The organism is Vibrio furnissii CIP 102972 (assembly GCF_000176175.1).
Classification (GTDB): Bacteria; Pseudomonadota; Gammaproteobacteria; order Enterobacterales; family Vibrionaceae; genus Vibrio; species Vibrio furnissii.
In genome coordinates this window covers 1630164-1641560 of record NZ_ACZP01000014.1, presented here as the reverse complement: position 1 = coordinate 1641560, position 11397 = coordinate 1630164, and the positions used below count along the sequence as shown (strand labels likewise).

Here is an 11397-nt window from a genome sequence, read left to right as displayed (position 1 = left end):
TCGCCAAGATCAACAAGATGTGTTTGATTTACTGACGGACCGGGAAGCGCAGATCTTGGGGGAAGTGGCGAAAGGTTATCGTAACAAGCAAATCGCCGACCGCCTGTTCATTTCAGAATCGACTGTGAAAGTTCACATGAAGAGCTTACTGAAAAAACTGCGTGTGCCTTCTCGCACCGCCGCGACTGTGCTGTTTCTGGAACGTTACGGCGATCTCAAATAATCCTTTTCAATTTCCCATGTTCGAGATGAAAAAAGGGCGCTGATATCAGCGCCCTTTGTATATTTGATTTGAAACCCGCCAGTGAACACGGCGGGCTCTTTGTTGAGATTATGCGTACATAGGAACCAGCACCATGGTGCCGACGATCACAGTGATGAGACCTGCCAGAACCGGTACAGAAGTACGTTTAACCACTTCAAATGGGCTGATGTGGCCCATACCTGACGTCGCAACCACCACGCCTGAAACCGGAGAAATGGTACGGCCTAGGTTCGAGGCTTGTAGCATTGGGATGATCAGGAACGCGGGGTTGATGCCCATTTTGGCTGCCAGTGACGGTGCCAGTTCAACGAACGCGTAGAATGGCGCGTTACCTGAACCGGTTGCAATCGCAGCTGCAACGGTCAGACCGGTTAGGATCAACATCAGTGCCATACCGCCAGCGCCCGCTGTTTCAGCAAGGTGTAGCAAGTTATCAATGGCGCCAATCGACATCAGGCCTTGAGCGAACACGCCCGCCGCAACCAACAACATCACCACGCCTTTGAATGCATCGGCCATGCCGTCGTAACACGCTTCGAGATCTTCCAGTGTTTCTTTACCTTTAAAACGTTTGGTGATGAAATCAACCAACGCGCCGATGAAGATCGACAGCACCACAATGGTGTAGATATCTAGGTAGAGACCTTCGATGGTTTCACCGTTGAACAAGAACACGCCAATGATTGGCAAGAATGGCAGCGCTGCGTAGTAGGCAGGGGCATTCACTTCAATCTCTGAAACGTCAATGCGTTCCATCGGGGTGTTGTCTTTCTTATCCAAGTATTTGTTCCAGAAGAACGCCGCTACCGCCATCACGATAATGGCGCAAATTGAGACGGGTAGAACTGTTTCAACGGCAAACACGTGTAGAGGCAGGCCAGATTTCTCCGCTGCAATCACCACGTCACCAGACGTTGGTGACAAAATGATCGCCGCTGGCGATGCACACACAGCGACCGCTGCAGGGCGAGAAATCCCCATGGCTGTCATCATTGGGAACAGCGTTGCCATCAACAGCACGCCAAGGCCAGTTGCAGAGCTCACTGCCAGAGACATCAAACACGCCACAATGTAAGCCGCAACCAACAGGATGTAAGGCGAGTTGATGACAGACAGTGGTTTTGAGAACTGTTTTACCACCACATTGTTTGCGCCGATGTGCGTCATGTAAGACGCAAAACCACACAGCAGCATGATTTGCATACCCAGACCGCCGCCACGGTACTGCAGCATGTATTTCACGTATTCCAGCGAGTCGGTCAGCATGTTGCCGGTTGACGTCATTTTAGCGGGCAATACGGTGTGACCAAGCACGCCGGTTAGTAGCAGTAACACAATCCCTGCGGTCAGCAGAACACCCGCAGGTTTGTAGCCTTTTACGATGAAGTAACCTACTACAATCGTAACCACCACACCTATGAAGAGCTCGAGCATGTTTGTCTCCAATCAATTATTTTGAGTTGTCAAAAAGTATGTCAATGTATGACAGGGAATTTACTGAAAACTGCCCTGTAGCACGAGTTCAACTTGAGCTTCTCATGATCTAAAACAAACAAAACTGTTAATTAGTTTTACGGAGTAAAATTCTGTTGAATTAAATACACATTAGCGGTAAATGCCGTGTTAAATGAATTGCTCAGTGTTATTGAATGGCTTGTCGATTCAATTGCGGGCGCGAAAGGCATAAAAAAAAGTGACGTTGAAACGTCACTTTTTTAGTATTTTTGAGTTTATGCGTATTGAGCAACAGTTTGCTGCCAACGTTGTCGTTTTTCCATCAATTCTGTTTTTACAGATTGATAACGTGCTTTGAGCACCGAATGTTCATAACGCTTTAGCGCTGAACTCTTCTTGCTTTCCAACAGTTGTTTTTTCACATCGTAGTAATTGTGCAGTTCGTGAATAAACGCATCAAACTCCGCTTGAACGTTGGCCAGAATCAGCAGGTGATTCGGCAGCAACGCCACGCGTTCGGTGGCATATTTCAAGCTCATCTCCGCACGCGCTTTTTCGATTTTAATCGCCGGTGCAGTACGCAGCTTCTTCGCCAAGCCAAGCCACGCGCAGGTCTTGATCAGCCATTTTGTTGGGTCGTATTGCCACCAATAAATGCCGTTGCGATAGTCATTTTCAAAAATATGGTGGTAATTGTGGTAACCCTCGCCAAAGGTGAAAAAGGCCAAGATACCGTTATCACGCGCCGTATTTTTGTTGGTGTAAGGCTGTTTGCCCCAAATGTGTGCCAGCGAGTTAATAAAGAATGTGGTGTGATGATTCAGCACCAAACGCACTGCGCCAACAATCAACAACATGCCCCAGACATCGTTGTAGTACCAACCCAGCGCAATCGGGACGCCGAAGTTCATCAGCAGTGCCAATGGGACATAAAAGCGATGTTGCCACATCACAATCTTATCTTTGTGCAGATCGCGGCAGTTGCTGTAATCGTCATACGTGGCGGGGTGATAATCTCTTAACATCCAGCCCATATGTGAAAACCAGAACCCGCGCTTGGCCGAGTAAGGATCTTTGTCATTTTGATCGACAAACTTGTGGTGCACGCGGTGATCCGATGCCCAATGCAGAGCACTGTTTTGTACCGCGAACGCGCCACCCAGTGCGCACAAGAAACGCACGGACCAGTGTGCTTCAAACGCTTTGTGAGACCACAGGCGATGATACCCGGTTGTAATGGATAAATTGCAAAACGAAAAGCAGACAATGAGCCAGATCAGATGCTCCCATCCATAGCCGTTCTGCCAGCCATACCAAGGCGCGACAACAGCGGCCAGAACGAAACTCACGGTGAAGATCGTGATGTTCAACCAAATTAAAGGCGGTTTATTTGCCATGTAAAGTTCCTTTAGGCTTACAACTGTGCGCCAGAATATCAGCGAACACGTGTAAGTCAAATATGTTTAGCTGAATTGTGATCAGAATGTTTTGCGTTTTTTCTCGAAATGCATAGTATGAAGAGTGCTTAAAAAGCCGACAGGAAGTTGTAAGGACTATTAAATGGAAATTAAGGTAGCTGAATATAGCGATTTTGAGCGAATTGCCCATCTGCATGCACTGAGTTGGCAGATCAATTACGCGAATATTTTGGACAAAGATTATCTCGACAATGAGGCACTGCAAGACCGTTTGTTGATCTGGCAAACGCGCCTCACCAATCCTCCTTTCAATCAACATATTCTGCTCATCGAAGATGAAGGCGTGTTGTGCGGCTTTATCTGTGCCTTTGGCAATCACGATTTTGAAAAAGGCACCATCATTGAATCTCTGCATATGGCTCCCCAATACCGCGGTCGCGGATTGGGGCGTCTGCTGGTGAAAGAGATGGCGGTTTGGATTGAACGCTATTTCCCAGACCATGGGGTGTATTTGGAAGTGTTGGAGCAGAATCAGCAGGCGATTGATTTTTACGATCACATTGGCGGGGAATTGCTGACCGAAAAAATGTGGCATGCTCCCGGTGGCGGCGAAGTGCCTGAACGGGTTTACAGCTGGAAAACACCCAAAGCCTTGATGACGGCGATGGACTAAAAACAAGGAACGAAAGAAAGGGGCGAATAGCCCTTTTTTTCTTGGCGTTGAATGCCATGGCGCATTCTGGTGTAGTAACCCGATTCAACGGAAAGGGATGAATCATGAACCGCAACGTGTGGCTGTTATCTTTGTGTCAGGCACTTTTAATGACAGGCAATATCCTGCTCATTTCAGTGATTGGTTTGATTGGGAAAGTGATTGCGCCAAGCAGCAGTATGATCACGTTGCCCGTTGCGCTGCAATTTCTCGGCTTAATGTCGGCGACCATTCCGGCGTCATTGATCATGGGGAAATTGGGCCGCCGATTGGGTTTTAGCATTGGCAACAGCGTGGGTATTGTTGGGGCGTCATTGGCGACTTACGCGCTCTATCAACAAGCGTTTTGGCTGTTTTGTGTCGCGACATTTCTGCTGGGGATCGGCATTGGTTTCGGCACGCTGTATCGCTTTGCGGCCATTGAAGTTTGCGATGCGCATCTTCGCCATCGCGCCATTTCGGTGTCCATGGCCGGTGGCGTATTGGCCGCCGTGCTTGGGCCGAACTTGGCGATTTTGTCACAACGCTGGAGCGACGGTGGGTTGTACATCGGTGCATTTGCCGCGTTGATTGGTTTGAACCTGTTGGCGTTGATACTGCTGCAAACCATTCAGTTTCCTAAGCCCATCCATCATGAATCGCAACCTTCGACAGATAAACTGTCGGTGATCGCTAAAGGCCCAAACTTTAAAGCGTCTGTTTTTGCGGCGATGGTGTCGTATGCGGTGATGAATATTCTGATGACCGCGACGCCGCTGGCGATGATTGGTTGCGGGTTTGATTTCACCAAAGCGGCCGGCGTGATTGAGTGGCATGTGCTCGGCATGTTCGTACCGGCATTTTTCACCGGTCGTTTGATTGAAAAGTTCGGGCCGCAGCGCATGATCCTGGCCGGTGGACTACTGTTTATTCTGTGCATCACCATCAACATTCATGGTCAGTCGATTTGGCATTTTCGCGCGGCGTTGGTGCTGCTCGGTGTGGGATGGAATTTCATGTTCATCGCGGCAACCGGATTGTTCAGTCAATCTTATCAAGAGCATAACAAACCCAAAGCGCAGGCCTTCAATGAGTTTTCCGTATTCAGTTGCGTGACGTTGACTGCGCTGCTGTCGGGCTGGCTCGAATCGACGGTCGGTTGGCAGTCGCTCAATCTTTATGTGTTACCGTTTGTGCTGGTCGTGATTGGCATTTTTGTGCTGCATGCAAAGAACAGTCGCCTCGCTGTCAATTAAGCGTGCCGTGAATAGAAAAAGCCCGGTTAAACCGGGCTTTGTTGTCTTTGTGAAGGCTGTTATCGCGTTTGAAACTCAGACACCGCTTCGTCCATTTGGCGTGCTTGCTGCGACACGCTATCGACTTCAGACAGCACTTCCTGCGCCGAATGCATGTTGTTTTCTGAAATGGTATTGAGTTCGGCAATCGAACCACTGACCTGATTCATCACAATGCCTTGCTCTTCAATCGCGGACGCAATGCGTTCCGAGTTGGCTTGGATGGTCGACATGTCATGGATGATTTGGCGCAGGCTTTCATCCAACTGATGCGATGCGTGCAGGGTTTCTTGGCCTTGCGCGTTGCATTGGTCGATGTCATTAATCACCAAATTCATTTGTGATTGAATTGCAGACACCACTTTGGTGATTTCTTCGGTGGATTGATGGGTTCGTGTTGCCAGTGAACGCACTTCGTCGGCCACCACCGCAAATCCGCGGCCTTGTTCACCCGCGCGCGCCGCTTCGATCGCCGCATTTAAAGCTAGCAGATTGGTTTGCTCTGCGATGCTTTGAATGATGGTGACCGCGCCACCAATTTTTTCAACGTGATCGTTGAGTGAGGCAATCGACTGTTGGCTCGATTGCAAAGTACTGGACAATTGATCGATGTTTTTCAGTGTCGACTCGACCACATTGCGGCCATTCTCGGCATTGTTCACCGCTTGTTGCACGCCTTCGGCTGCCACGTTGGTGCTTTCAGATATCTCACCAATGGTTGCCACCATTTCTTGTACCGAGGTTGCCATCATGGTGGTGTGATCGGCTTGCACGTAGAACTGGTTAATCACTTCTTCGAGTTCATTGTGCATGCTGGTGGTACTGTTGGTGAGCTGGTGTGATTTGGCTTGAGAGCCGGAAATCAACTCTTCGAATTTGTCCAACAGTTGGTTGAAATAGGTGCCGATTGAGGTGAGTTCGTCGCGACCTTTCAGATCGGCGCGCAAGCCGATGTTGTTGGTGCTGGAGATTTTCTGCATGACCGTCAATAAGCGTTGCACCTGCACGTTGATCGAGCGAGAGATCTGCCAGATGAAGGCAACGATGATGAGCACGACTAAGGCCGTCACAATCTGTTTGATGAGGTCGAGTTCAGCGCGCATTTTGCTGACTTCAGACACCAAGGTTTCTGAAAAGGTTTTGAACTGCTCTTCAACGTTGTGCGATAGGCTGCGGGTGTTCCCCAAAAAGCCTTCGTTGTAGGCCAAGCCAATTTGCTTTTCTTGCTGCACGATAGCTTGAGCGGCTTTCGCCAGCGCCGGATATTGGCGAGTGACGGGTGAGTCAATCATCTGTCCAGCTTTGACTGCCTCGTCAAACGTGTCGAGTGCGAGCAACATTTCGGCATCGACGCCTTTCGATGCGTCAGCGAGTAGGGCATGGTAATTTGTCCACATGCCTGACTTATCGCTCAGGCCAAGCACTTGGTAACCATTGACCAGTTGCTCAAAGCCGCCTTTGTATTTGATGAGATCAGACTTTAACGCGGCGGAAGAGGCCAGTTGATGATCATTGAGGATCACGGACAGTTCCGCTTCCATCGTGAGGAATCGTTCGCTGTTGTCTTTAAACGTCTCCAGATATTTAGCATCTTTTCTGAGCAAAAAGTCTTTTTCATTACGACGCATGTTGAGTAGACGAATTTCCAGTTTATCCACGAGACCAATCGCAGCGGATAGTTCGTTGGTTTGACGGGCAAAGTGTGTTGTGGTTATCACCAATGAGAGAATACCCATGACGGCGATAAAACCCAATAAATAAAGCTTCTGTTTAATATTCATATGCTGACCAATGAATGAGATATATTGATAAATGTAATTATTATTCGTGAAGTTTAGATGGCAATTGCATCGCCAGCAATAATTAATAGAATGGGTTGTGTAAGGCTCATTCCATCTTTAGCACAGTCATATGGAGTTTTTATGAACTTAGAGCGCTATAAGGGGCTGATTTTTGATATGGACGGTACGTTGATCGATACCATGCCGGCCCATATCGAAGCTTGGCGCGCGACGGCAGAATTTTATGATTTCCCATTTGAAGCCACGTGGCTCAACAGTTTGGGGGGCATGCCGAGTTTTAAGATTGTTGGCGAGATCAACCGTAAATTTGGCACCAATTTACTGGCCAAAGAGGTGGCTGAATACAAAATGCAGGCGTTTTCTGCATTAGATGACAAAGGGGAGTTGATCCCGGCAACTTACGCCGTATTTCAAAATTGCCTTGGCAATAAAAAAATGGCGATAGGCACCGGCAGCCAAAGACAAAGCGCCGAGACCTTGCTGGCTCGTGTGGGAGTGCTGGATAAGCTTGATGCCGTGGTGACAGCGACCGATGTTGAAAACCACAAACCGCATCCCGAAACGTTCTTGCGCGCGTGTGATTTGATTGGTCTCTCTCCAAGTGAGTGTGTGGTGTTTGAAGACACCGAGTTAGGCAAACAAGCGGCGCACGCTGGCGGAATGGATTGCATCATGGTCACCGAAACCGGCTTACAGTTTTTCCCGCTGCCATAATTCGCGAGCGTTTCCATCGCTTATCGATTTAACCCATCATCGATCAAGAAAAAGAGCTGCCTAAGCAGCTCTTTTTGATTCCAACGCAGTTCGCTTACTGAATCTCCAGCAGCTCGACTTCGAAAATGAGTGTTGATGACGGGGGAATCGGGCCCGCCCCATTTTTGCCATACGCTAAGTTTGCCGGAACATACAGACGCGCTTTTTCACCCACGGTCATGAGCTGAACGCCTTCTTGCCACCCTTTAATCACTTGATTGAGGCCAAATACAATCGGCTCGTTGCGTTGGTAAGAGCTATCAAAGACGGTGCCATCTAGCAGGCGACCTTCGTAGTGCACTTTAACGCGGCTGTTGGCTTTTGGATGTTCCGCGCCCGTACCCGGTTCCAGCACTTCATATTGCAGGCCGCTTTCGGTGATTTGCACGCCTGGCTTCTTCGCATTCTCCATCATGAACGCTTGTCCGATAGCGATGTTTTGCTCTGCCGCTTTGTGGTTATTCCAGGTGCGGTAGATAAACAGCGCAGCCAGCACAAAAACAACAATGGGTAACACAATTTTATACATGGTCAGAACACTCAATTAAGGTTGGGTTAGAAGATAAGAAATGGTTTTACCGATGCCTTGGGCATCTTGGTGACCAGCCGTCAGAACGATGTATTTGCCTTTCACGATAAAGGTCGGTACAGCATTGATTTGGCCTTTTTGCGAGATTTCGTCTGCTGTTTTTAGGAAAACAAACAACTCTTTTTGTTGCGCTTCATCGAATTCGTAAGGGCTTTTTAGGTTGCGCGTGTGGAACGCTTGATCGATGGCTGCTTTTTGGTCTGTCAGCGTGCTGCCTTCGGCCATTTGCACTGCCGCGAACAGCTCTTCCATCATATCGTGGTCTGGGATGTGTCCTAGTTGCATCACGGCGCTGTAGTAAATCATCGCGCCAATTTGTGCGCCTTGGTTAAACGTCACGTGCAGTCGACCAAACTCCTGCTGCGTGATTTTCTCCAGTTCCGGCAGAACGCTTTCCATGCTGCGGCAATGGCCACAGGTCAGCGAGAACACTTCGGTCACGGGTGCTAAATGGTATGTGGCGAGGTTGACGGGCAGGGCTTGATATTGAGCACCTTCTTTGGGCGTGGAATCGTCGCTGCAGCCAGCGATAACCAGTAACACGGCCATGACACCCAATGTGCGTTGAATAAACTTTTTCATTGAAAACCAAGAGTTGAATAGGAATGCGTTAATTTTAACGACTTCATTTTGTGAGGCAAACAGAGAAAAAGCGATTTGTTACCAATTCCCCATAAAGTTTTGTCACTTTTGCCCGATAAATAAAGAGTCGTTTGATGAATGGATGATGGTTACATGAGAATTCTCGCGCTCTCCCTAGTATTGCTGTTGACCGGTTGTGGGTCGATGTCTCCGATGAAGATGATCGGCGGCAACATGTTAGACACGGCGCCCAAGGGCGATTTCGATGTTATTTATCCCGACTGGGGAACCACGCCTTCGCCGGTGTCGACCAACGTTCAAGGCCCGATGGGTCAGACGCGCACGTCAAGCTATGACGCATTGCAACGCTTTCTGCTCGATAACGGCATCGATTATGAAGTGATGCCCGGCAACCACGTGATGGTGAAGCTTAAAGACACGGTGAAATTTGATACAGGTTCGTCCAATGTGTCTCAAGATTCAGCCTACTGGTTGAGTGTGATGGGCAGCTTCTTGTCCCGTGAACGTGGCATCGATATTGTGATTGATGGTCACACCGACAATACCGGCAAACCTCGATTCAATGATGCATTGTCTGTCAAACGCGCGCAGATGGTAAAAAACACACTGATCAATAAAAACGTTGCTCGCGATGCGATTTATACGCGTGGTTACGGGGAATATGTGCCTGCGTGTAACAATGGCACTTACGAAGGGCGAGCTTGCAATCGCCGCGTTGAATTGCTGTTCATTGTCTCCAATAACTAGCCAGCGCCAATCATCAAGATCGCCCAACAGCGCATCGCCACATTCTCTTCATTCTGACTATCCCAGCCATGGCTGGGATATTTTTTATCCATATCGTCTTCAAGGATATTGACGACTCTCACGGATATGATTTTTTATCGGTACATTGTATGGAAACACGACGCTGAATTATGTATACAATCACCCAAAATCTATAACAACTAATCAAAACATGTCAGCTAATCAATCATCTATGCAACAAGAAGTGCCTGTTGGCGAACACGATCAACTGGTGTCGACCACGGATCTCAACGGTGTCATTACATACTGCAACGAGACATTTTGTCGTATTGCAGGGTTTCAGGAACAGGAACTTCTTGGTCAAAATCACAATATTGTTCGCCATGTCGATATGCCGAAAGCGGCATTTGCCGATATGTGGAAACACCTCAAACAAGGGCACGCGTGGCGCGGCATTGTCAAAAATCGAACCAAAACCAATGGTCACTATTGGGTCGATGCCTACGTCACGCCGATTTATGAAAATGGCAAAATGTGCGGCTACCAATCGGTGCGCGTCAAGGCGCAGCGCCAATGGGTCGACATCGCGGCCAAAGCGTATCAATCGTTGCGTGCGGCTGAGCAAAACAGTCATTCATTCTCACTGAGCATGCCTGCATCGGTGCGTTACGCCGTGTTGCTTGGCGCGTTGGCGGCGCCAGTTGCAGCGCACGTTGCTTCACTGAGTGATTCGATGCAGCTGTTGGCAAGCGTGCTGCCCGCCGCGTCGCTGGCGTTGCTGTTCCGTCAAGAGCTGATCGCTACGCCCAAACAGCTCAGCCAATTGCAATCTCAATACGACAGCATCAGCCGATTGATCTATTCGGGGAACGATGCGTTTTCTGTGGTTGATTACCACCTAAAAATGTCGTCAGCACGGATTCGTACCGTGTTAGGACGCATGGTGGATTCAGCGCGCCCACTGCGTGACATGTCGGCCAAACTGAGTGAAACCAGTGCGGAAGTGGTGCAGGCGCTGAAACAGCAAAATCAGGATATTTGTAGCGTGATGCAAGCGACAGATGCCGTGGAAGCGGCGGCTGATTCGGTATCGAGCAACACGCATTCTGCCTACGAACTGATTGACCGAGCGAAATCGCAATGCTTGGAAACCAAACAAAGCATTGATCAAACACATCATAACCTTGAAGCGTTGTGCGATCAGGCTGAACGCGCCACGCGCACCACATATGCGCTCAACGACCAAGCGCAGCATGTGAGTCAGTTGATGGAAGAGATTGGTGGCATTGCTGATCAAACGAACTTATTGGCGCTCAATGCTGCGATTGAAGCCGCACGAGCCGGTGAACAAGGTCGCGGCTTTGCGGTGGTGGCAGATGAAGTTCGCGCGCTGTCTGGTCGTACGCAGAAAGCGACTCACCATATCAAAGAGAGCATCGATAAAATGCTGAGCACGATTGAAGCGTGGCAAAGCGAAATCATGGATAGCCAAGAGCAGACGCAAGCTTGCGGCAGTGTGGCGCAAGAAAGTGCGACGCGCTTGCATCAAGTCGAGCAATTGCTGGTGGACATGCACAGCATCGTGGCAGACATGGCAAAATCGGCCACGGCGCAGCGTGAACTGACCAGTGAAGTGAACCAACACGTGCATTCGATTGCGTCCATGGCGACACAGAATTTGGCCGCAACCAACATGGTCGAAGAGTACAGCAGAGACATGAACGCGCGCGTCGATGATTTCAGGCAACTGGCCAAGCGATTTGAAGAAAAATAATCGTC

Annotated in this window: 11 protein-coding genes; 6 read left to right on the top strand and 5 right to left on the bottom strand. The window is 49.1% G+C overall.

The window, feature by feature from the left end:
* A partial coding sequence (locus VFA_RS17680; RefSeq protein ID WP_038152186.1) for a response regulator transcription factor occupies nt 1-223 on the top strand: 223 nt, incomplete at its 5' end.
* Between the two features lie 108 nt (nt 224-331).
* Here VFA_RS17680 and dcuC read toward each other — a convergent pair.
* Nucleotides 332-1699 carry an anaerobic C4-dicarboxylate transporter DcuC gene (gene dcuC / locus VFA_RS17675; RefSeq protein ID WP_038152183.1) on the bottom strand — a complete coding sequence of 456 codons (1368 nt, stop codon included), beginning with the start codon at nt 1697-1699 and terminating at the stop codon, nt 332-334.
* Nucleotides 1700-1995: 296 nt separating this feature from the next.
* On the bottom strand, nt 1996-3117 hold the full coding sequence (locus tag VFA_RS17670; protein ID WP_004728234.1) for an acyl-CoA desaturase: 1122 nt from the start codon (nt 3115-3117) through the stop codon (nt 1996-1998).
* 163 nt (nt 3118-3280) lie between these two features.
* On the opposite strand from VFA_RS17670, the gene VFA_RS17665 reads away from it, so the two are divergent.
* Nucleotides 3281-3811 (top strand): GNAT family N-acetyltransferase, encoded by a 531-nt coding sequence (locus VFA_RS17665; RefSeq protein ID WP_004728232.1) that lies wholly within the window; start codon nt 3281-3283, stop codon nt 3809-3811.
* Nucleotides 3812-3915: 104 nt separating this feature from the next.
* Nucleotides 3916-5085 carry an MFS transporter gene (locus tag VFA_RS17660; protein ID WP_038152180.1) on the top strand — a complete coding sequence of 390 codons (1170 nt, stop codon included), beginning with the start codon at nt 3916-3918 and terminating at the stop codon, nt 5083-5085.
* Nucleotides 5086-5144: 59 nt separating this feature from the next.
* Here the strand turns inward: VFA_RS17660 and VFA_RS17655 are convergent, their stop codons facing one another.
* Nucleotides 5145-6905 carry a methyl-accepting chemotaxis protein gene (locus tag VFA_RS17655; protein ID WP_004728230.1) on the bottom strand — a complete coding sequence of 587 codons (1761 nt, stop codon included), beginning with the start codon at nt 6903-6905 and terminating at the stop codon, nt 5145-5147.
* Nucleotides 6906-7046: 141 nt separating this feature from the next.
* On the opposite strand from VFA_RS17655, the gene VFA_RS17650 reads away from it, so the two are divergent.
* Nucleotides 7047-7640: a beta-phosphoglucomutase family hydrolase gene (locus VFA_RS17650; RefSeq protein ID WP_004728229.1), complete on the top strand. Its 594-nt coding sequence runs from the start codon at nt 7047-7049 to the stop codon at nt 7638-7640.
* A gap of 94 nt (nt 7641-7734) precedes the next feature.
* On the opposite strand, the gene VFA_RS17645 is transcribed toward VFA_RS17650, so the two are convergent.
* Entirely contained in the window at nt 7735-8208 is a 474-nt protein-coding gene (locus VFA_RS17645; RefSeq protein ID WP_004728228.1) for an FKBP-type peptidyl-prolyl cis-trans isomerase, read from the bottom strand.
* A 15-nt stretch (nt 8209-8223) separates the two neighbouring features.
* Nucleotides 8224-8850 (bottom strand): thioredoxin domain-containing protein, encoded by a 627-nt coding sequence (locus VFA_RS17640; RefSeq protein ID WP_004728227.1) that lies wholly within the window; start codon nt 8848-8850, stop codon nt 8224-8226.
* 153 nt (nt 8851-9003) lie between these two features.
* On the opposite strand from VFA_RS17640, the gene VFA_RS17635 reads away from it, so the two are divergent.
* Both VFA_RS17635 and VFA_RS17630 read left to right on the top strand, forming a co-directional pair.
* Nucleotides 9004-9618 carry an OmpA family protein gene (locus VFA_RS17635; protein ID WP_038152398.1) on the top strand — a complete coding sequence of 205 codons (615 nt, stop codon included), beginning with the start codon at nt 9004-9006 and terminating at the stop codon, nt 9616-9618.
* 211 nt (nt 9619-9829) lie between these two features.
* Nucleotides 9830-11392: a methyl-accepting chemotaxis protein gene (locus VFA_RS17630; protein WP_038152177.1), complete on the top strand. Its 1563-nt coding sequence runs from the start codon at nt 9830-9832 to the stop codon at nt 11390-11392.
* Nucleotides 11393-11397: the final 5 nt, after the last annotated feature.

What these genes read in the sequence shown, in the direction of transcription:
- dcuC (WP_038152183.1), bottom strand. Translation starts at nt 1,699, where the DNA reads ATGCTCGAGCTCTTCATAGGTGTGGTGGTTACGATTGTAGTAGGTTAC.
- VFA_RS17670 (WP_004728234.1), bottom strand. Translation starts at nt 3,117, where the DNA reads ATGGCAAATAAACCGCCTTTAATTTGGTTGAACATCACGATCTTCACC.
- VFA_RS17665 (WP_004728232.1), top strand. Translation starts at nt 3,281, where the DNA reads ATGGAAATTAAGGTAGCTGAATATAGCGATTTTGAGCGAATTGCCCAT.
- VFA_RS17660 (WP_038152180.1), top strand. Translation starts at nt 3,916, where the DNA reads ATGAACCGCAACGTGTGGCTGTTATCTTTGTGTCAGGCACTTTTAATG.
- VFA_RS17655 (WP_004728230.1), bottom strand. Translation starts at nt 6,905, where the DNA reads ATGAATATTAAACAGAAGCTTTATTTATTGGGTTTTATCGCCGTCATG.
- VFA_RS17650 (WP_004728229.1), top strand. Translation starts at nt 7,047, where the DNA reads ATGAACTTAGAGCGCTATAAGGGGCTGATTTTTGATATGGACGGTACG.
- VFA_RS17645 (WP_004728228.1), bottom strand. Translation starts at nt 8,208, where the DNA reads ATGTATAAAATTGTGTTACCCATTGTTGTTTTTGTGCTGGCTGCGCTG.
- VFA_RS17640 (WP_004728227.1), bottom strand. Translation starts at nt 8,850, where the DNA reads ATGAAAAAGTTTATTCAACGCACATTGGGTGTCATGGCCGTGTTACTG.
- VFA_RS17635 (WP_038152398.1), top strand. Translation starts at nt 9,004, where the DNA reads ATGAGAATTCTCGCGCTCTCCCTAGTATTGCTGTTGACCGGTTGTGGG.
- VFA_RS17630 (WP_038152177.1), top strand. Translation starts at nt 9,830, where the DNA reads ATGTCAGCTAATCAATCATCTATGCAACAAGAAGTGCCTGTTGGCGAA.